This window comes from Sporolactobacillus sp. STSJ-5 (assembly GCF_024385605.1).
Classification (GTDB): domain Bacteria; phylum Bacillota; class Bacilli; order Bacillales; family Sporolactobacillaceae; genus Sporolactobacillus.
On record NZ_JANFOJ010000001.1, the window covers coordinates 98,649 to 120,031 of the forward strand.

22 protein-coding genes are annotated in these 21,383 nt (G+C 46.6%); 2 read left to right on the forward strand and 20 right to left on the reverse strand.

Features of this window, described 5'->3' with window-relative positions; all coding sequences use genetic code 11:
• Nucleotides 1-35: 35 nt before the first annotated feature.
• The 20 genes from NOM01_RS00575 to cymR all read right to left on the reverse strand — a co-directional run bounded on the left by NOM01_RS00575 (nt 36) and on the right by cymR (nt 18,681).
• Nucleotides 36-950: a PLP-dependent cysteine synthase family protein gene (locus NOM01_RS00575; RefSeq protein ID WP_255745473.1), complete on the reverse strand. Its 915-nt coding sequence runs from the start codon at nt 948-950 to the stop codon at nt 36-38.
• Nucleotides 951-1,004: 54 nt separating this feature from the next.
• Entirely contained in the window at nt 1,005-1,175 is a 171-nt protein-coding gene (locus NOM01_RS00580) for a hypothetical protein (RefSeq protein ID WP_255745475.1), read from the reverse strand.
• A 1-nt stretch (nt 1,176) separates the two neighbouring features.
• Entirely contained in the window at nt 1,177-1,875 is a 699-nt protein-coding gene (gene mtnN, locus NOM01_RS00585) for a 5'-methylthioadenosine/S-adenosylhomocysteine nucleosidase (protein ID WP_255745476.1), read from the reverse strand.
• A gap of 19 nt (nt 1,876-1,894) precedes the next feature.
• Nucleotides 1,895-2,536, reverse strand: coding sequence for a class I SAM-dependent DNA methyltransferase (locus NOM01_RS00590; RefSeq protein WP_255745477.1), 642 nt, complete (start codon nt 2,534-2,536; stop codon nt 1,895-1,897).
• Nucleotides 2,537-2,803: 267 nt separating this feature from the next.
• Nucleotides 2,804-3,370 carry a YrrS family protein gene (locus tag NOM01_RS00595; protein ID WP_255745479.1) on the reverse strand — a complete coding sequence of 189 codons (567 nt, stop codon included), beginning with the start codon at nt 3,368-3,370 and terminating at the stop codon, nt 2,804-2,806.
• A gap of 377 nt (nt 3,371-3,747) precedes the next feature.
• Nucleotides 3,748-4,218 carry a transcription elongation factor GreA gene (gene greA, locus NOM01_RS00600; protein ID WP_304654708.1) on the reverse strand — a complete coding sequence of 157 codons (471 nt, stop codon included), beginning with the start codon at nt 4,216-4,218 and terminating at the stop codon, nt 3,748-3,750.
• Between the two features lie 86 nt (nt 4,219-4,304).
• The gene (gene udk, locus NOM01_RS00605) at nt 4,305-4,946 is read right to left on the reverse strand and encodes a uridine kinase (RefSeq protein ID WP_255745481.1); all 642 of its coding nucleotides are present in this window, start codon (nt 4,944-4,946) and stop codon (nt 4,305-4,307) included.
• Between the two features lies 1 nt (nt 4,947).
• Complete coding sequence (locus NOM01_RS00610) at nt 4,948-5,616, reverse strand: O-methyltransferase (RefSeq protein WP_255745483.1); 669 nt, start codon at nt 5,614-5,616, stop codon at nt 4,948-4,950.
• Nucleotides 5,617-5,650: 34 nt separating this feature from the next.
• Entirely contained in the window at nt 5,651-6,739 is a 1,089-nt protein-coding gene (gene mltG, locus NOM01_RS00615; RefSeq protein WP_255745485.1) for an endolytic transglycosylase MltG, read from the reverse strand.
• Nucleotides 6,740-6,876: 137 nt separating this feature from the next.
• A complete protein-coding gene (locus NOM01_RS00620) occupies nt 6,877-7,197 on the reverse strand; it encodes a DUF1292 domain-containing protein (RefSeq protein ID WP_255745487.1) in 321 nt (106 codons plus the stop codon).
• Complete coding sequence (gene ruvX, locus NOM01_RS00625; protein ID WP_255745490.1) at nt 7,190-7,627, reverse strand: Holliday junction resolvase RuvX; 438 nt, start codon at nt 7,625-7,627, stop codon at nt 7,190-7,192. The genes NOM01_RS00620 and ruvX overlap by 8 nt, the downstream gene beginning before the upstream one ends.
• Nucleotides 7,624-7,890, reverse strand: coding sequence for an IreB family regulatory phosphoprotein (locus NOM01_RS00630; protein WP_255745491.1), 267 nt, complete (start codon nt 7,888-7,890; stop codon nt 7,624-7,626). The genes ruvX and NOM01_RS00630 overlap by 4 nt, the downstream gene beginning before the upstream one ends.
• 37 nt (nt 7,891-7,927) lie before the next feature.
• The gene (gene alaS, locus NOM01_RS00635; RefSeq protein WP_255745493.1) at nt 7,928-10,570 is read right to left on the reverse strand and encodes an alanine--tRNA ligase; all 2,643 of its coding nucleotides are present in this window, start codon (nt 10,568-10,570) and stop codon (nt 7,928-7,930) included.
• Nucleotides 10,571-10,900: 330 nt separating this feature from the next.
• Nucleotides 10,901-11,962 (reverse strand): AI-2E family transporter, encoded by a 1,062-nt coding sequence (locus NOM01_RS00640; RefSeq protein WP_255745495.1) that lies wholly within the window; start codon nt 11,960-11,962, stop codon nt 10,901-10,903.
• 78 nt (nt 11,963-12,040) lie between these two features.
• Nucleotides 12,041-12,238, reverse strand: coding sequence for a hypothetical protein (locus NOM01_RS00645; protein ID WP_255745496.1), 198 nt, complete (start codon nt 12,236-12,238; stop codon nt 12,041-12,043).
• A 605-nt stretch (nt 12,239-12,843) separates the two neighbouring features.
• The gene (recD2, locus tag NOM01_RS00650; protein WP_255745499.1) at nt 12,844-15,165 is read right to left on the reverse strand and encodes an SF1B family DNA helicase RecD2; all 2,322 of its coding nucleotides are present in this window, start codon (nt 15,163-15,165) and stop codon (nt 12,844-12,846) included.
• A gap of 27 nt (nt 15,166-15,192) precedes the next feature.
• Nucleotides 15,193-15,849, reverse strand: coding sequence for a tetratricopeptide repeat protein (locus NOM01_RS00655; RefSeq protein WP_255745501.1), 657 nt, complete (start codon nt 15,847-15,849; stop codon nt 15,193-15,195).
• 39 nt (nt 15,850-15,888) lie between these two features.
• On the reverse strand, nt 15,889-17,025 hold the full coding sequence (gene mnmA / locus NOM01_RS00660; RefSeq protein WP_255745502.1) for a tRNA 2-thiouridine(34) synthase MnmA: 1,137 nt from the start codon (nt 17,023-17,025) through the stop codon (nt 15,889-15,891).
• Complete coding sequence (locus NOM01_RS00665; RefSeq protein ID WP_255745504.1) at nt 17,022-18,188, reverse strand: cysteine desulfurase family protein; 1,167 nt, start codon at nt 18,186-18,188, stop codon at nt 17,022-17,024. Before NOM01_RS00665 ends, mnmA begins: the two co-directional genes overlap by 4 nt.
• A 70-nt stretch (nt 18,189-18,258) precedes the next feature.
• Nucleotides 18,259-18,681, reverse strand: coding sequence for a cysteine metabolism transcriptional regulator CymR (cymR, locus tag NOM01_RS00670; RefSeq protein WP_255745505.1), 423 nt, complete (start codon nt 18,679-18,681; stop codon nt 18,259-18,261).
• Nucleotides 18,682-19,177: 496 nt separating this feature from the next.
• Between cymR and NOM01_RS00675 the strand changes: the two genes are divergently transcribed.
• Complete coding sequence (locus NOM01_RS00675; RefSeq protein ID WP_255745507.1) at nt 19,178-20,515, forward strand: AAA family ATPase; 1,338 nt, start codon at nt 19,178-19,180, stop codon at nt 20,513-20,515.
• A 112-nt stretch (nt 20,516-20,627) separates the two neighbouring features.
• The gene (locus NOM01_RS00680; protein WP_255745510.1) at nt 20,628-21,326 is read left to right on the forward strand and encodes an RsfA family transcriptional regulator; all 699 of its coding nucleotides are present in this window, start codon (nt 20,628-20,630) and stop codon (nt 21,324-21,326) included.
• The last annotated feature ends 57 nt before the right edge of the window (nt 21,327-21,383 follow it).

The following is a 21,383-nucleotide window of genomic DNA, read 5'->3' on the forward strand; positions in this document are numbered from 1 at the left end:
ACGTAAACCCTCCGGTTTCTTTTCTAAGTATATGATTAATCGTAAATGTGTTCGCTGAAATAACGTTCGCTGGAGTCGGGAAAAATGACGACAATGTTTGTTCCTGATTCTGATTTTTCGGCCTCCAGCAAAGCTGCGTGTAATGCTGATCCTGAGGAACTTCCAATCAGTAAACCTTCCAGTTGTGCCGCTTCCTTAAGTCGTCGAAAAGCATCCTCATCGCTAACTGTATAAATTTCATCAAAATACTTGGTTTTAACGAAAGAAGGAATAAACTCCATTCCAATGCCCTCCGTACGATGCGCTGCAGGCTTGCCTCCGTTCAAAATGGATCCCTCGGGTTCGACGACGATTGTTTTCACATCAGGATTTTTCATTTTCAAATAGTCCGCTGTTCCTGTAAATGTCCCACCGGTTCCTGCTCCGGCAACAAGCACATCCACTTTCCCATTCAGGTCGTTCCAAATCTCAGGTCCAAGCGTTTCGAAGTAAGCACTCGGGTTGTCTGGATTGGCAAACTGATTTGGGCAATAGCCTCCTGCAATTGAGCGCTCAAGCTCACGTGCCTTTGCGACAGCACCGGTCATTCCCTGATCGGTCGGTGTCTGAACAATACGCGCACCGAGCGCTTTCATCAGAATCTGTTTTTCCGCACTGAACTTTTCAGGAACGCAGAAAATGACGTTAATTCCTTTCCCCACAGCAGCAAGCGCCAGACCGATACCTGTATTTCCTGCCGTAGGTTCAATCAAGGTTCCGCCCGGTTTAAGTTTCCCGGTCCGTAACGCTTCTCGGATCAGCTTTTCGCCTAAACGATCCTTCACGCTGCCCCCGGGATTAAAATACTCGCATTTTGCATAGAGCCGCACCCCGTCCGGTAACGGAAATGCATGCAGTCCGACCAGCGGCGTCTTGCCTACCAGTTCATGAACACTTTCGAACACTGCCATAACCTACTCTCCCTATCTTCGGGTCACAAGGTCAGGATCAAGCACAGATTTCTTTCAACCAGCCTTGTAAACCAACATTTTTTTTACCATTTTCTTTGCTTCGACACGGTCGTTCTTTACATCCCAGCCGCACGGACAACAGTTGGCAGCCGGAGCATATGATGTATTTACTTCGGTAGGCCAAGAGTGAATGCTCTGTGCATTTATCTTCTTGCTAACAGTCATATTATGCCAGCTCCTTAATAATTGAAAGCGTGAATTCAGCCGAATGCTTCGCGGCGGTCTTTAAAAATTGGTCAAACGAGAGATTAGAATCCTTGCCGGCAATATCCGAGAGTGATCGAATGATTAGAAACGGTACACCGAACTGATAGCACACTTGAGCAATTGCTGCTGCCTCCATCTCGACAGCTTTTAATTGCGGAAAGGTTGCTTTAACATTGTGAATGCGCTCAGGATCAGCCATAAATGAGTCTCCAGAACCGATCTGCCCCTCAACAATCTGATGCCCTAAACGAACAGCAGCAGAAGCGGCAAGCGCTGCCTTGACTAATTTACTATTCGGTTGAAATTCAGGCGGCATGCCTGGAATTTGTCCCGCCGCATAGCCGAAGGCAGTTGCATCAGCATCATGATGAACGACTGATGAGGAGATCACGACATCGCCAATGTTAAGGTTAATATCCGTTCCGCCCGCCGATCCTGTATTGATGACTGCGGTCGGATGATAGTGATCAATGAGCAGTGTTGTGCCGAGTGCTGCACTCACCTTGCCAATACCGGACTGCAGCAGAACTGCCTCCGTTCCGTTAAGTAGTCCTTTATAAAAACGACAGCCGGCAATTTCATTCTGCTCGACTCCGTCCATGCGTTCTTTAAGTAGTGCGACTTCTTCTTCCATCGCTCCGATGATTCCTAATGTCACAACTGGATCCTCCTGAGACTCATTCTTTTTTTTCGGCGACAATCAGCCATGCGAATCGGTTTAATTGCTTAAAATAGGGCACAAAGTGGTGCTTGCGAAATGCAGTGTAGAGCGTTCCGCGCAGCGGATAATATTCTGTGCGCAAATCCTTAAGCAGGTGGGTATATCCATTCATATTTGCCCAGCGATGCACCTTTTTCTTCTCAAGTTCACTGTCAAAAAGTGTATCTGCAAACACTATTCTACCATTAAACGGGAGCAGACGGCTATAGCTCTCAATGGCCTGATCTTTCTCGTCATCGGTCAAGTGATGAAATGCAAATGAACTTACAATCGTATTAATCGTATGCTTTGGAATTGGAAAATCGAGAAAGTCACCATCTGATACATTAAGCTGTGGAATCTTTTCAATGGCCTTTTGCCGCATCTTCTCAGAAGGTTCAATTCCAGTCACGTCCAATCCTCGTTTTATTAATTTCTGTGTTAAATTACCGGTACCAACGCCAAATTCAAGTACTGAACCACGGGCATGCTCAGCGACCTCTTCAAGAATCCGATCATAATCTTTGAAAACTTCCTGGTACTCTAGATCTCCTCCTGAAACAGAACGATCGTAATCATCTGCCCAATCCTCAAATGTATGAATAAATTCGCGTCCCATGCGCTATTACCTCCCATACTGTTTGAAAACATTATATTCATATAACATTAGTATGGATTATAAAAGTCAATGTCACTAAACTAGCACAAATCGTTAAAATCTTCAACAATAAAACATTATATAACAAGGCAATCTGTTGATTGAATCAACAGGACTTCTATCGCAGGGATCTCAAACCTGCCCGCTTGATTCCCATTTAATGTTTCTAAAAAAAGGATGTCTCAAAGTCAGAAACGGACTTTTGAGACATCCTCTGTTTTAATGAATTCATGGTTTTTTTACATTATCCGCTTGCCAATGACCGCCCTTATAGATGAGGTGAACAACGTAGATTGCACTCTGATTATTCTTCGGAGCAACCCGGGCAAGGGAACTGTTCGGCGTTCCGCCATTTCCGAGCCAACGAACAGTCATGTTTGCTTCATCAATTCCCGTTGCTTCGGAAATCGCCTGAACCTGTGCGTTCCAATCCGCTGAACCCATTTCATATGATGCTTGATGGTTCTCATCCGACTCAGTCGGTGATTCAGCACTTGAGCTTGATGATTCAGATTCAGTGCTGCTTGATTCATCGTTCGAAGCCTGACTCGATTCGGAAGATGAAGACTGGTCCTCTTTGCTTTCTTGAGATTGAGTGCTGCTGCTTGATTGCGATGATGACGCCGCTGGCTTTGAATCCGGCGATGTGTGAAAAACTGAAATGAGAATGATACAGCCTATTGCTAAAATAAGCAGTGAGACAATTCCGATCGTCCAACTCAGCAGCCGATCCGTCTTGCTTTTGCGCTGTTCAATGCGAGACGACGAATAACCATTCCCTCTCTGACTTCTCATAAGACATCCTCCTTTTGACCGACGACAATAACTTATGAATAAGCGATCTTTACTGGACCGATCATTTGTTTGTTTCATTCATCTCAGATACAAATGAATGGGTATGTCACTAATTCAAGAAACATGGGCCCGAAACCTGTGATTTAAGCTATTTTTCACAAAATCTGTATTAATAAATTCGAATAGGGCATGTCCTTACTGTCTGTCTCAACAAAAAGCTGTATCAAATGATTCACTGATAAACGTATGCACACACCTATAAATTATGTCATTTGGAAGCAAAGCACCAGCAATTTGTTTCATCGATTCAAAAAAAAACGCAAAACTGCCGGAATGCACCGCATCCGAGCAGAATTGCATCTTCATAAAAAGTGAATTTACTCAACCTTTAAAATTTTGACACGAATGTCACCGCCAGGCGTGCTGACGCTGACTTCTTCACCGACAGAAAGACCAATCAGTCCCTTAGCCATTGGAGAATCATTTGAAATTTTGCCTTTAAAAGGATCGGATTCGGCACTGCCGACGATCTGATAGGTTTCTTCATCACCGTCAGGAAGCTCACGGAAGGTTACCGATTTACCGATTTTGACAACATCAGTTGTTTCATCGTCTTCAATGATCACGGAATTACGAATCATGAGTTCCAATTGTTGAATACGTGCCTCGACAAATGCTTGCTCATCTTTCGCTGCGTCATATTCCGAGTTTTCAGAGAGGTCGCCGAAACCTCGAGCGATCTTAATTCTTTCAACAACTTCTTTTCTTTTTTCTGTCTTCAAGTAGTCCAGTTCATGTTCGAGCTTTTCTTTACCTTCAGCGGTCATATAGTGAAGTTTTTCTGCCATTATTTGCCACACTCCTGAATAGATTTATGATCAACTGTTCATTTTTACCCATTCGGCTGAATTGGGATTGCGTTTACGCGTTCAAGTCACAGTGATTTATTCTTTCCTTCCAGAACGGTACGGATCTTCGTCGCCATCAAATCGATCGCTACCGAATTCTTTCCGCCTTCGGGAATGATAATATCCGCATAGCGCTTCGTTGGTTCGACGAATTGAAGATGCATCGGCCGAACCGCTGTCAAATATTGATTGATCACCGATTCAACACTTCTGCCACGCTCCTCGGTATCTCGAAGCAATCTGCGAATAATACGAAGATCGGAATCTGTATCCACAAAAACTTTAATGTCCATTAAATCGCGAAGACGTTCATCCTCTAGAATCAAAATGCCTTCCAGAATAATTACGTCTTTTGGTTCGACGGGTACAATTTTAGCAGATCTTGTATGTACTGTATAGTCATACACCGGTTTTTTTATCGGGTGGAACTGAAGCAGCTCACTGATTTGAGAAATTAACAAGTCGGTATCGAACGCGAGCGGATGATCATAGTTCGTCAGCAGTCTTTTTTCAAATGGTTTGTCATCCTGAGCCTTATAGTAAGAATCCTGTTGGATGACTGCAATTGATTTGTCCGGAAAGCTGCGATAGATCTCCCGCGTAACCGTGGTTTTCCCCGATCCGGAACCTCCGGCGACACCAATGACAATAGGCTTGTTTCTTTCCATTTCAACGCTCCCCCTCTGCGCGTGATTTTTTTGTACTTACAGCCATGCCGTCTCCTACTGTAAGAAAAATAGTGTCAAAATCATCGCGTTCACTCAGAAAATGATTAAACTCATCAACCTTTTTAACAAGTCGGTGCAGTTGTTTCTTGTGCACTGCGTCAATATCACAAACCAGTCCGTGAAAAAAGACGTTGTCAGTAACGATTACTCCTTGATCGGTCAGCAGTTCGGAGCACTTTTCAAAAAGATGTTCATATTGAGCTTTCGCAGCGTCAATTAATATAAGGTCATATGGAGCCGCGGCTGCAACTTCCGGCAAGTCATCAGTCGCATCACCGTCAACGATATGAATCTTACTTTGAAGATTGAGGGTCTCAATATTTTGCGAGGCTTCTTCAATCATTGCCTCATCCCGCTCGATCGTTACAATCATCGCATCATTCCCGGCTGCCAAGGCCATCCGAATCGACGAGTAACCGATCGCCGTACCGAGTTCAAGAATTTTCCGCGCATTTCTCCAGCGAATTAACTGTTGCAGAAACGCCATTGCTGAAGGCTGCATGATCGGAATGTAAATTTCCGCAGCTTTCTTCTCCATTTGGCGAAGCAGATCATTTTCCGAATGGGTAAAAGCAGCTGCGTAATCCGACAGCACTTTAAAATCAACCAACCTGATCTTCCTTTCTGTAACATGTGAAAACAGTTTACGATTTTTCAGACCACTCATGTCGATACTTCGCTACAATTGCCTGGTGCTCTTGATAGGTTTTCGAATAATAAATTTTACCGTTTGGTCTTGCATAGAAAAACAAGTTCTTCGATGCTGTCGGGTTCAATACCGATTGAATCGCATCCTTTGCAGGAGCCCCTATCGGTCCTATCGGCAAGCCTGTCCGTGTATACGTGTTGTATGGCGTGTCCTTGCGGATATCTTTCAGTGTATAATCGCGATTCCTTTTTTGCCTGCTGTAAATAACCGTAGTGTCCGATTCAAGCCGTTTCTTTTGTTCCAGCCTGTTATAGAATACACCGGCAATCAGCCGACGATCCTTATCCTTTGGGGCTTCCTGTTCAACAAGAGAAGCCATTGCCAGGATTTTATGAAATGAGCCAAGCTTGTTCGCCTTGATCTGCGTTTCATAAGATTTGAATGTATGTTCTGTTTGATCGAGCATTTGATCGATCATTCGGTCAAGTGTCAAAGGATCCTTCTTGGTTACCTTAAAGCGGTAGTTTCCCGGAGCCAGATAACCCTCCAATGGGTATTTGATCCCCTTTGCGAACACTTCATCCGTAAGGAACGTGTATTTTCCGGCATAGTGCGTCTTGACATACGCATGGTCGCTCAGCTTTTTCAAAATGTCCGTTTTATCTAAATTAGCAACAGTAGCCATTTGCTGGGCAATCTCGCTGACCCACATTCCCTGACGAACGTCTACGAGTAAAATCCGCTCGTGGCGTTTGCCATTTTCCAGATCGCTCATTAATTGACCGGTTGACATGGTTTGATTAAACACGTAGGTGCCGGATCGGTAGTTATTCAGATGATTCCATCGTGCGTAAAATTCAAATGCCCATGCCTTTCGAACCAAGCCTTTATTTTCTAAAATATGTCCAATATCCTTAACAGAAGCTCCGGACGGTATATTTACCGAAATTGGTTGATTGTTCTTCTGATTAACCGGTGACAAAAGACTTGCATAATAACGATTGAATCCCCATGCAGCCCCTGCAATCATCGCAATCAGAATAATTGTGATGGCAGTCAGCAGCCGCCAGTGTTTTTTTATCATAAAAATGAGCCGCTCCCTTCAAGAGTACTCACCAATTATACACTAAAAGATACTTTTTTCTTTCAATAAAAGACATGATTCGCCATGATTTTCCATCAGTAGCGATGCATTGAAAAAGCCCCTGTTCGGGGGCTCATTTATTCTTCGCTTTCATCACTGAACGTATTGATCATTTCTTCAACGATGTCCCATTCTTCGTCGGTCTCGATCGGGAACAGCCTGAAATCATCATCGTCGCCTTCATAACGGAAAGCAAATACTTCCTGTTCTTCATCATCCTCTTGATCCTGTTCTGCCGGTACAACAACAACATAAGACTTGTCCGTTTCCGGAACATCAAAATAGAACAGGACGTCAAATAGATTTTCATCACCGTTTTCTTCGGGAATGACAATGCGTTCTTTCTCTTCGGAATCCGGAAGGAAAATCGGATAATGATTGTGTTCGTGTTCACTCATCGTTTTTTTGCTCCAATCGTTTTTTATCAAGGTAGCTCTGCAGAATAAGAACCGCTGCTTCCTTATCAATCACTTGTTTTCGTTTCTTGCGGCTGAGATCGGCAGCAATCAAGATTCGCTCTGCTGCCACGGTCGTCAGCCGTTCATCCCACAGTTCCACCGGGATCTTGAACTTGCGCCGAACACTTTTTGCGAACCCACGGGAAGCTTCAGCACGCTGCGTTTCCGTCCCGATCAAATCCTTCGGGAGACCGACCACAGCCAGTTCAACTTCATATTCTTTAATTAATTCGCCGATGCGGTCAAACAGAAGATTTTTCTTATGTTCGACATAATGCACAGTTTCAATACCTTGAGCAGTCCAGCCGAGCGGATCGCTGATTGCGACGCCGACCGTAACCGAACCGAAATCCAGACCCATAATTCTCATTCTTTGTCCCATTTCTCTTTGAGATATGCAGTAACCAGTGCTTCAATAATTTCATCACGTTCGAGCCTGCGAATAAGTTTTCGTGCATCCTTATGTCTCGGGATATAGGCGGGGTCCCCCGATAATAGATAGCCAACGATCTGATTAATCGGGTTGTACCCCTTCTCATCAAGCGCATCATAGACTTGAAACAAGACTTCACGCGGATTATGATCCCCTTGATCACCGAAACTGAATTTCATTGTCTTATCCATGATACTCATCCCCCAACAGGAATAATCTCGTGCTCGTTACTGATACTCAGCGAACTGCCGCCTTTTCAATTAAATCGGTAACTGCGTTCAATGCGTCACGTACTTTTTCCGGACGTTTGCCACCGGCTTGAGCCATATCCGGACGTCCGCCTCCGCCTCCGCCACAGATGGTCGCCACTTCCTTGACAATTTTCCCGGCATGGAAACCTTTCTGAATCAAATCCTTTGTCACACCGGCAACAAGATGGACCTTTTCACCGTCAACGGACGCGAGCACAACAACAACCGACTTAAGTTTGTTTTTCAGTTCGTCGGCCATTGAACGTAGCTGGTTCATGTCCATCGTATCAACTTTTGCAGCAATATAAGCGACATCGCCGCTCTTTTTCACAGACTGTTCCAGCTCGCCGGACTTTGCGCTTCCCAGTTTATTCATCAAGGCAGTATTTTCTTTTTCCAGCGCCTTAATCTGCTGCTGCAGGGTATCGATGCGTTCGGCGAGCTGTTCCGGCGCAACCTTAAGCGAAGCAGAAATGGTCTTGACCTGAAGCTTGACTTGATTCAATTTTTCAAATGCCTTTTCCCCGGTTAATGCTTCGATTCGGCGCGTTCCGGCACCGATGCCGCCTTCGCTGACAAGTGTGAACAGCCCGAGTTCAGCCGTATTGCTTACATGGCAGCCGCCGCACAGTTCAATGCTGTAGTCTCCGGCGCTGACGACACGCACGATCTTGCCGTATTTTTCGCCGAAAAGCGCGATCGCGCCTAGTTTTTTCGCATCGTCAATCGGCATCTCTTTCGTTGTGACCGGAAGCTGTTGCCAAATCTTTTCATTCACAATCTTTTCAACCTGCTGCAGTTCTTCCTCAGTCACCTGACCAAAATGTGAGAAGTCAAAACGAAGCCGATCGGCAGATACATAGGATCCGGCTTGGTTTACATGCGTACCAAGTACATCCTTGAGTGCTTGATCCAAAAGATGAGTTGCTGTGTGGTTCTTTTGAATAGCAAGTCGCGCCTTCTCGTCGATCGCAGCGTTCAATGCATCGCCAACCGCAATCTTGCCGCTTTTAACAATACATGTATGCAGGTTTTGACCGTTCGGCGCCTTCTGCACATCATTAACCTCGAGCACAGCCGCCGCGTTCGTCAGAGTCCCTTGATCGGCGACTTGACCGCCCATTTCCGCATAGAAAGGCGTGCGGTCCAAGATCAATTGAACAGTGTCCCCTTCAGAAGCACGGTCAACCGCTTCATTATCTTTGACAAGTGCAATCACCTTGACACCGTCAACAGCGAATTGGTCATAGCCGATAAATTCGCTCGGATCGGTAATATTACGGAGCGTGCCGCTCTGAACCTGCATCGACTTTTGATCTTTTCTGGCCGACCGTGCGCGGTCTCTCTGAGCGTCAAGTTCTTCTTCAAAGCCCGCCTGATCAATTGCCAACCCTTCCTGCTGTGCATATTCCTCTGTCAATTCAACAGGAAAACCGAATGTATCATAGAGCTTGAACACATTCTTGCCTGACAGTTCTTTTTTGCCTTGCGCCTTTGCTTCTGCAATCTGTTCTTTAAGAATCGACACACCTTCATGGATAGTTTCCTGAAAGCGTTCTTCCTCACCGCGAATGACTTTTTGAACAAACGGCGCTTTCTCCAAAACTTCTTTGTAGTAGTCCTTCATTATATCGGCAACAACCGGTACTAATTCAAATAGGAACGGCTTGTCAAGCCCGAGATCCATCGCATAGCGTACCGCACGGCGAATCAGTCGGCGAAGCACATAACCGCGGCCTTCATTTGATGGAAGCGCTCCATCAGCTATTGCAAATGTGACCGTTCGTGCATGATCTGCGATTACTTTGAATGCCGTATTCTTCTTGCCAGCTTGATATTTAGCGCCGGAAAGTTCTTCGATTTTATGAATGATCGGTAGGAACAAATCGGTGTCGAAGTTGGTCTCAGCATCTTGAATCACGCTGACCATTCGTTCCAGTCCCATACCGGTATCAATGTTTTTCTTCGGAAGCGGTGTATGCGTGCCGTCCGGGTTATGATTAAATTGCGAGAACACGAGATTCCAGACTTCCAAATAACGTTCATTTTCCCCGCCCGGAAAAAGTTCGGGATCGTTCGGATCATTGCCGAATGCTTCGCCGCGATCATAGAATATTTCCGTATTCGGACCGCTCGGGCCTTCGCCGATGTCCCAGAAATTGTGTTCCAGTTTAATGATCCGATTTTCAGGAAGCCCAATCTTCTCATGCCATAGTTTATAAGCATCTTGATCATCCGGATAAATGGTCACGGAAAGCTTGTCCGGATCAAAGGCGATCCATTCCGGACTCGTCAGGAATTCCCATGCCCAAGTGATTGCATCTTCCTTGAAGTAATCACCGACGGAAAAGTTGCCCAGCATTTCGAAAAATGTATGGTGGCGTGCGGTGTACCCGACATTTTCAATATCGTTGGTCCGAATCGCCTTCTGTGCGTTACAGATACGCGGATTTTTCGGCACAACACGTCCGTCAAAATATTTCTTCAGTGTTGCAACACCACTGTTGATCCAAAGCAGAGACGGGTCATCAACCGGAATCAATGACGCACTCGGCTCGACCGTGTGTCCCTTTCCTTTAAAAAAGTCCAAAAACATTTGCCTGACTTCCGATGAACTAAGCTGTTTCATCACAAGAACCTCCACTCAATTTACTGCATCATTCATTATGTAAACCACGAGGGCGCTCAACGAAAAAAGCTCTCATCCCATCACCAGGAAGGACGAAAGCTTTCAAGCTTACTCTGCGCCGCAAAATGAAAAGAAACTCCGCGGCATATGTATCACAGCACTCGGTACAACAATCCGCCGGGCGATTGCCCAAGTGAACTGCCGCAGCCGCGGTTAAACTGCGGAAAAGCCGTTCCCGCAAGATTCGACCGGTCATTTGGCTGCTTGCGCTGTCGCTATTCTTTTCGTCTCGGTTTCACTATTCTGCCGTAATTATAGATGAGTCTGCCCTTATTTGTCAATGATTCGGAACCGTTCGTTCACGTGGCGCAGGCAGGTACGGATAATGATAAAACAAGGAATGGCAAGGAGCATGCCAACAATTCCTGCAAGCTCACCGCCGACCCCGACTGCAAGCATAATGTAGAGTGGATGAATCTCCGCGCTCTTGCCAACAACAAGCGGCTCAATGACACTTCCCTCAAGAAACTGAATCAAAATGATCATCAGTACGACGCCTGCCATCGAATAAAAGGACTTCGTTGCGGCGACAAGAACGGCCGGAGCAGCACCGATAAACGGTCCGAAATAGGGAATCAGATCCGTCGAACCGATAAACAATCCGAACACAATCGGATACGGAACCTTAAGAATCCACAATCCGATCGTCGCCATCACCGCCAAAATCGCACATACGGTCAGCTGTCCTCGTATATACTTGCCGATTGATTGATCCATTTCTCCGCATATTTCCGCGGTTTGCCGTCGCCATTTACGCGGTACAAGCAGCAATGCATGCTTTTTGATCGATCCCGCGTCTTTTAAAATATAGAAAGAGAGAAACGGAATGATTAAAAGGGTGAAGAAAGACTGAACAACACCTGAACACCAATCCATAATCCGCTCTCCGGTATGCGTCAGACTGCTTCGTATTCGCGACAGAGCCTCATTCACCTGATCATGCACTGCTTCAGGCGTTGATCCATAAACATGATCCAGATTCGTTTGATACAACTTTTCGTAGTTTGAAATGTCATCATCAAGACCTCTGAGTTCATGCAGCAAAACCGGTCCGCCTTTGTAAATTGTTAAGCCAACCACTCCAAAAAAGATCGCATAAATGGCAAGGATTGCGACTGTTCGCGGAAGTCCCATCCGCTGAACACGGCCGACGAGCGGATGAAGCAAATAGGCAATAATTGCTGCAGCAAAGAACGGAACAGCTACATGCAGCAGAAAATGCGCCACCGTACCAATGAGCGGCAGCAGCCTGTAAAATAAATAACCATTCAAAAAAAGCAGCAACGCAATTGATAAGCCCTTCATCCACTGCAAAGCAGTCCATTTCCGCATCATGATCCCTCCAAGCCTAGCATTGCCCAATTAAAGACAAAACATGATGCTTTTTGGGAATCCCTAATGAACGGATCATCAGAATCCGTTTGCTTTCGCCTCAAGATCCGAAGACTGAAACAAGTCATCCAATCCGGTTAAACTACCATCTTCTTCCACCTGGCTCAGCGATAATTTTCCATCTTCAAGGGTCAATTCAATAAAGCAATCCCAGCAATAATATTGGTTGACGCCAATTTTTCCAATGTTCTTACTTGAACAATTCGGACATTTCATTTGTTTTCACCTCAAAATTCAGCGGAGCAACTGCTCTGCCAGTGCTACTCGCATCAATGCCCACTTTTCCAAAAAAGTATACCTAATGTGAAAAATGTGAAGCAGAAACGTTAAAGCTAATTTGAGAAAAGTGACAGCGAACTATGGAAAACTTAAAGCCAATGTATCAAAAATGAAAGTGAACTACGGAGGTTAAAGCTACTTTGAGGAAGTTAAAGCGAACTGTGGAAAACTTAAAGCCAATATACTAAAAGTTAATCATTTGGTCCTTCATTAAGTATCGAGCAAAATAAGCGGAAATTTTCCGCTTATTTGCACCGTGGAGCTAATTTCGCCGGTAAATAAGGGTAATTTCTCCGCTTATGCAAAGCAAAGCCCTCCATTTTCATGTTTTTCGATTCGATAAGGGTAATTTTTCCGTCTATCAAAGCTTTTTTTTCGTTCATTTTCTAAATAAGGGTAATTTCTCCGTCTATTTCTCAGATTAGGCGCTTACCTGATCGCGCCAAACCAAATCTTATGACCTTATCATCGTATTTGGAAAAAACACAGCCGATCAAAAATCCAATCGGCTGTGTTTCATATTTTTACGCACATGCATTTTCTTACTTTTCCACTTTTTCATCTTTAACCGTTTCCGGATCCTCTGCCGGATCCGGAATGAGATGAAGCCGTTCGCGTATTTTCTCCGCCAAGCTGGAATTGCGCCGGTCGACATCATTGCGGCTGACTGCTTGGTTAAACGCCTGTTCATCGCCGCACAAAACGAGTGAGTCCTTGCTTCGCGTCACAGCAGTATAAATCAGATTACGCTTCAACATCCGATGGTAGCCCTTGACGATCGGCAAAATCACGATTGGGAATTCACTGCCTTGCGCTTTATGAATCGAACAGCAATACGCCAGAGTTAGCTGATTCAAATCATGCTTCAGATATTTGACCTCGATTGAATCAAACGTCACGATGACGGTATCTTCCTTGTCCGTTGTTTCTTTTGCTTTAAAAATAGCAGAAATCTCGCCAATGTCACCATTAAAGACCTGTTCATCGGGATTATTCACCAGTTGAAGCACCTTATCATGGACGCGAAACAAGTGATCGCCATAGGTAAGTTCACGTTTCTGTTCATCCGCAGGATTGAAAAGTTCCTGAAGCGCCACGTTGATCCGCTCAATTCCTGCGTTGCCGCGATAAATCGGTGCGAGCACCTGGATGTCCTTCGGGTGATAGCCCTTCTTTTCAGCACCTGCCGAGACCTTGCAAATAAGATCGACAACCTGATTCTGGTGACACTTGAAGAATCGACGATCATTCTTTGGATCCGTGACATCGGAGAGTTTCCCCTCTTTTATCTCATGAGCAAGTTCAATAATTGATGAGCCTTTTGCCTGACGAAAAATATCGGTTAGACGGATCACCGGAATCGCCTCTGACTGGATCAAATCGCTCAGTACTTGACCGGGTCCGACCGACGGCAACTGGTCTTCGTCACCAACAATCACCATTTTCATTTCTTCCGGCAATGATTTCAACAGCTGATTAGCAAGCCAGATATCAACCATCGACATTTCATCTACAATAAGCAGCTTGCCCTCAATCGGATTATCCTCATCATGCGCGTAGCCCGCACCGCCGTTCCATCCAAGAAGGCGGTGAATGGTTACGGCAGGAAGACCGGTCGATTCCTTCATCCGCTTCGCCGCTCGCCCGGTCGGAGCCACCAGCAGAATCGGATACGGATGATCTTCATCATAATCCTTTGGGTCAAGCGAATAGCTGTTCAGCTCTGCGTAAACCTCAACAATACCTCGAATGACCGTCGTCTTTCCGGTACCCGGCCCGCCTGTCAAAATCATGATCGAGGATTTGATTGCTTCACGAATGGCGACCTGCTGACTCTCCGCATACTGCATCGTCAGCTTGTCCTCCACTTTTCCAAGCGCCTCGAGAAACTCGCTCTCCGAGTATTCATCATCAGCCTCTTGTTCAATCAGCTTCTGAATGCCCGTGACAATCCCCTTTTCCGCAAAAAACAACTGTGGTAAATAGAGATGGTCACCGTCACGCACCAATTTTCCATCCTCTTCAAGCGTATCCAGCTCCCGAGTCAAGTCATCCTCGCTGATCTCTTCTGTTGAAGTCAATAATTTATGTACCTCAGCAATCGTTTCTTCCTCAGGCATGAACACATGACCATCGTTCATTGCCCGCTCATTCAACCAATACAAATATGCGGCCTGAATACGATCAGGGTGATTACCCGATATGCCAAGCCCGGCGGCAAGCTCGTCGGCACGCTGAAAACCAATGCCCTCAATATCTTGAATCAGCTGATACGGATTGTCCTGAATTACTTCTAAACTTTCATTACCGTATGCCTGATAGATTTTCATTGCCAGCTGCGACCCGAAACCCAGATCCGACAGACCGATCAATATTTTTTCCAAGCCTTCATTCTTCAATAAAGTATCTGTAATCATCGTACTTTTCTCTTCATCAAGCTTCGGTACACGACTGAGGCAAGAAGGATCATTAAGAATCTCGGAAATGGCATTTTCCCCGAGCTCGCCGACAATCGCTTCCGCAGTCTTCTTGCCAATGCCGGGGAATAGATCACCAGAGAGGTAGCTGATCACACCCGACTTGGATTTAGGCAGCAGTTTGCGGTAATTTTCTACTTCGTACTGCTGCCCGTAGCGAGGATGCGTTTTCAGCTTTCCAGCAAATTGATAGGTTTCATAGAGGTGGACGGCGGGAAAGAAACCAACCATCGTAATCTCTTTTTCATTGATGGGCTCATTCGTTTCATCAATTTTGACAATCATCACTGTGTAGCCGTTCTCACTGTTTTGGAAAACAATCCGAACTGGTTCGCCTTTAACTGAGGTCTCGTGATCTGGAAAGAGATCCATCGTGCTTTGTTCCATCGTTCCCGTCGTCCTTTCTCTCCATTTTTACCGTTTCTTGTCTAGGTTTTTCAACGCGTTTGAAGCAAGAATATGCTGAGGATTCAGCTCCAGCGCCCGTTCGAATGATTGGCGCGCGCTTTCTGTCTGATCTCTGAACGCCGCAATCACACCAAGATTATAATAAGCATCCGCATGTGACGAATTAGCGTCAACGACGGTTAAAAATTGTTTTTCAGCATGATCCAAATCGCCTAGCTTCGCCAACGTAAGCGCGTATTGAAAACGAGCCTCAACATCGGCGCCGTTCAATTCAACAGCACGCTGAAAAGCAGCGAGCGCCTGACCGCTATGCCCTAATTCAAGCGCAGAACGTCCGATCATATAGAAAAGATCACTGTCATTAATTCCTGCTTGCTGCGCATCCGAATAGCAAGTCATCGCTTCCTGATAGTTTCCAAGTTCAAACAAGGCATTTCCACAGCCAAAGGCGGCAGGCCCATTAGATGCGTCCAAAGACAATGCTTTTTTAAAAAAGTTGATTGCGCGTCCGCTGTCGCCCATCGCAATCAACAGGTTGCCGAAATTCGTATACCCTGTCGGATCATCCGGATGTGCAGAGATTGCCTCATCAAGTGCCTTTGCTGCTTGTTCATATTTTCTTGCAGCAATTAAGTGCTGCACCTGTTCCATTGTATCTGCCATATCATTCACCACCATAATAAGAGGAAAAAGACTCGGGCTTCAAAGCGAAGCCGAGTCCGTAAAATCAAGTGCTGTATCTGTTCCTTGGTTCAAAATCGTTGCAATCGTTCCTCCACCGAGACATTCGTCAAAGTCATAAAGAACAACGGACTGCCCCGGTGTTACGGCCCACTCAAGCTCGTCAAAAACAACTTCGATCCGACCGTCGTCAAGCACATGTACCGTGACCGGACGATCCTTTTGACGATAACGGAACTTGGCCGTGCAGTGGAATACACGCTCCTCGGGACTGCCTGAGATCCAATTCACATGGTCGGCAATCAAGCCCTGCGAGTAAAGGGCAGGATGATCAGCACCCGGTGCCACATACAGGATATTTTTTTTCAAATCCTTGCCGCACACAAACCATGGTCCGCCCGGCCCGCCAATGCCGAGTCCTTGACGCTGACCGTTGGTATAGTACATTAATCCGTCATGGTAACCTTTTAACTCACCGTCAATTGTTCGAATCTCACCGCGGTTAGCAGGAAGATAATTGCTTAAGAACTGCTTGAAATTCCGTTCACCAATAAAACAGATGCCCGTGCTGTCCTTTTTCTCGGCCGTTGCCAAATGGTGCTCACGCGCAATTTCGCGGACTTCCGGCTTTTCCAGATCGCCAAGTGGGAACATTACCTTTGAAATCTGTTCCTGAGACAGTTGATTCAGAAAATAAGTCTGATCCTTATTCTGATCCTGAGCACGAATCATCGCTGTTTTTCCGTCGCGTTCTTCAACGCGCGCATAGTGCCCGGTCGCCACATAATCCGCTCCGAGTGCCATGGCATGATCAAGGAATGCTTTGAATTTGATCTCTTTATTACACATAACATCCGGATTCGGCGTGCGACCTAATTTATATTCATCCAGGAAGTACGTAAACACGCGATCCCAGTACTGTTTTTCAAAATTCACCGCATAATACGGAATGCCGATTTGATTGGAGACACGAACAACATCCTCGTAATCTTCGGTAGCCGTGCAGACTCCGTTTTCATCGGTATCGTCCCAATTTTTCATAAAAATGCCAACCACATCATAGCCCTGCTGCTTCAGCAGCAATGCGGCAACGGTTGAATCCACGCCTCCGGACATACCGACAACCACTCTGGTCTGACTGGGGGATTTCTTCGTCACTTTAATTCACTCGCCTTTCCTAGGCTTACGAGATCGCGGACTGATGCCGCGATAATCTTCCCCGCTTCCCGAAGCCTCTCTTCCTGCATGCCTTCGCCGAAACTAATACGGATTGAGCTTCCCGTCTCCGGAGCATCTTTTCCAAACATCGCCGTCAACACATGCGACGGTTCAACAGAGCCCGCCGTACAAGCAGATCCGCTTGACACGGCGACACCGGCTAAATCAAGTTTCGTCAATAACGTCTCCACACGTGTGCCTGGAAAATAGAGGTTTAAGACCTGGGGCAGAAAATGTTCCGAATTGCCGTTGACTTTATAATCGACTTGTTCCGCGTCAAGTGTCTCAAGAATGATCTGACGAGCGCGCAGACTCTCCTGAATTCGCTCATGGAGATGTTCGCCAACTTTTTCAACCGCACGTGCAAGGCCGGCGATTGCCGGCACATTTTCCGTACCTGCCCGGCGCTTGCGCTCCTGATCGCCGCCATGCGTGTAGGCTTGAAGCGAAAGCCCGTCGCGTACATAAATGAAGCCGATTCCTTTGGGGCCGCCGATCTTGTGGCCCGCCATTGAGAGCAGATCAATCGGTGTATCCTTGACATCCATATCAGCGGTGCCGAACGCCTGCACGACATCAGTATGAAAATAAGCCTGATGATTGGCTAAGAGATGGGCGATTTCCCGTATCGGCTGAATCGTTCCCACTTCATTATTGCCGAACATGATGGTCACAAGAATCGTGTCGTTTCTTAACTTACTTTTCAAATCGTCAAAGGAAATCCTTCCCGTTCGGTCGACATCCAAATAGTCGACCTCAAATCCCTGACTTTCCAAATAAGCGCATGTTTTGAGTACGCCGTGATGTTCAATTTTCGTTGTAATGATATGTTTTCCTTTATGACTATTGGCAAGCGCCGTACCGAGAATAGCAATATTATCGCCTTCGGTACCGCCGCTTGTAAACACAATTTCTCGACTGCGCGCGCCAATGTACTTCGCAATCTCATGACGGGAATCGTCAACGATCTTGCGCGCCTGTCTTCCGAACGAGTGGATGCTCGATGGATTGCCCACTACATTTTGGTATGTGTCCACCATGATCTGCAAAACTTCCGGATCAATAGGCGTCGTCGCGGCATGATCAAGATAAATCGGATCCACCCTAAACACTCCTTTTAATATCCTGAAACCAAGTTCAGGTCGGATTAATTCAGTTGTACCCATTAATCCTTTAAATATAGAACATATCCGGGTCTTGGACCTGCGGATCAGAATCATAATGAATCAAATCGTCCAGTGTTGTCCCTTGAAGGACATCGCGGACCGCATCACGGATCTTCACCCAAAGCTCACGCTTTGCTGGATCGTCATCATCCATGACTTCGACCGGCTGAATCGGTCCCTCCAAGACGCGGATCACATCTGCCGCCGTGATTTCACTCGGTGTCTTCGACAGAACATAGCCGCCATACGCGCCGCGAATACTGCTGACCAGTCCGGCATTGCGAAGCGGGGCAATCAGCTGTTCCAAATAGTGTTCCGACAGATCGTGTTCATTAGCGATCGCTTTTAAGGAGAGCGGGCCGCGACCTTTATTTTTCGCAAGCGCCATCATAATCGTTAGACCATAGCGGCCTTTCGTTGAGATTTTCATAACGTTCACACCTCTTCATTCATCCTAAAACAACTGAGTATTCTAGTACATTTATAGTCAATCATTTGTTCCCGTGATTATAAAAACAAGGCATAGTCCGGGCTTAAACCATGCTGAATATTGAATACGCTCCGGTTGCTCGCATCAACAGAGCACAACCGCGGGCGATCCGGGAGCCTCCTTGGCTCATGTCATAATTGCCTGCGGGGTCTCCCCTGGCTCGCTGGTCCCGCAGGAGTCTCGCACCTGCGCGTTCGATTCACAATCTTTTACCTTGGGCATAAATCATATAATACACTTTTACTTCTAAGCAAGGCACGCCTGTCCGTGCCCTTGTATGCTGTCTCGCATTCCGATCAATGGATCAATGCGAACATAGGCACTGATCTATGGTAAACTAAGTTCAGACCTTCAATCATTATAGACGAAAATGATTGACGTTGCACGTAATCGAGAACGATTCATGCAAATACTTATAAACGAGAGGATGATCGGGATGGATCTTTTTGATTTTCCAACCGATGACCAATCCAATTTAAACGGACGGCCGCTTGCCGACCGCATGCGTCCACAGACATTAGACGAATTTGTCGGGCAAGAACAGATTGTCGGTAAAGGACGGTTGCTCCGCCGTGCTATTCAGGCAGACAAGCTGACACCGATGATTTTCTTCGGTCCTCCGGGAACAGGAAAAACGACGCTTGCTCACATCATTGCCCGCACCACATCGGCATACTATGAACAATTAAACGCCGTTACTTCCGGAGTCGGCGATTTGCGAAAAATAATCGCCGCTGCCGAAGAGCGTCTTAAATTTGATCAGCAAAGAACCATACTTTTCATTGATGAAATCCATCGTTTTAATAAAGGACAACAGGATGCGCTCCTGCCTTCTGTCGAAAAGGGAACCATCATCCTGATCGGCGCGACAACCGAAAGTCCGATGTTCGAGATCAACGCCGCGCTTTTATCACGTTCGCGGCTGTTTCGATTTGAACCGCTATCCGACGATGCCATTCGAACGATTATCGAAAACGCTTTACAAGATAAGCAGCGCGGATACGGCGAAGTTAACATAATGCTTGATGCTGACGCACTTGATCATCTCGTCCGCGTTGCAAGTGGTGACAGCCGCACGGCCCTGCATGCTTTGGAGCTTGCCGCACTGACAACCGATCCTGATAAGGAAGGCGTCATTCACATCGACCGAAGTGTTGCGGAGGAATCTATTCAGGAAAAAGTGCTGCAGTATGACAAGAACGGCGACAACCATTATGATACGGTTTCCGCTTTCATTAAGAGCATGCGCGGCTCCGATCCGAATGCTACCCTTTACTGGCTGGCGAAAATGATCACTGCTGGCGAAGATCCGAAATTCATTGCCCGGCGCATTTTCATTCACGCAGCCGAAGACGTTGGTCTCGCAGATCCCAATGCTATTCTTGTCGCCAACGCTGCGGTTACTGCCGTAACTTTCATTGGCTTGCCTGAAGCGCGCATTCCGCTCGCCGAAGCGGCACTCTACGTCGCTACCGCGCCAAAAAGCAACGCTGCGGTCGTCGGGATCGACCAAGCACTCGATACGGTTAAAAACGAAAAAACCGGCGAAGTGCCGATTCATCTGCGTGATGCCCATTATAAAGGAGCTGCCAAGCTCGGCCATGGAAAAGATTATCTCTATCCCCATGACTTCGAGGGCGGCTACGTCTCGCAAAATTATCTGCCCGAGTCACTACGTGACAAAGTCTTCTATCATCCATCACCACGTGGCTACGAGCGAACCGTACAGAAACGGCTCGACTACTTCGCCGAGCGAGATCAAGAGAAACAGTGAGCAACTTCAGTCAATTGGTATCTTTACCATAAAATGGCGATCGTGTATAAAAGTCTCGCAAGTTGTCAATCCTTTTTACAAATCAACAAGAATGCAAGAAGGAGCATATACCATGACAAAAGTGAGACAAGATGCATGGTCGCACGAAGACGATCTTCTGCTCGCAGAAACCGTCCTGCGCCATATCAGAGAAGGAAGTACACAGCTTGATGCCTTTGAAGAGGTGGGCGACCGGCTGAATCGGACAGGAGCGGCGTGTGGATTCCGCTGGAACGCGATTGTCCGTAGAAAATATGAACAGGCAATTGAAATCGCCAAGAAACAGCGCAAGCAGAAGAAACGCGCCGAGCAGCACGGACGGATCATACGTCCCGTGGCTGCTGCCGCATTCCCTGTGATGGAAACTGCTTCACTCACGGATCCTTCCGAACTCACCTATGCGGCGCAGCCTGCACAGCCCGAGCAAAACGTTACAGTAGAAGCTCCCGCCGCAAAGCAGTCATTCAGCATGACCGATGTCATCCACTACTTGCAGAGCATGCAAAAAGGCAGTGCAACCAGCGACCGGCTTGACCAAGAGAACGCGCACCTTAAGGAAGAAAACAGCAAGCTGCAGACACGTGTGAAAGAGCTTGAACAAGAAGTCGTCACACTTACCAAGCGGCAGCAGAGCGTTGAAGATGACTACCAAGCCCTCATCGGCATCATGGACCGCGCGCGCCGCATGGTCGCTTTCCAAGATCAAACCGACAGCTCCGCACCCGCCTTCAAGATGGATGAGAACGGAAATCTGGAGAAGATTGCGAAGTAAACATCAAAAAAGTGAAAAGAAAATACATATGCCCCCGAGGAACAATGGCTCGAGGGC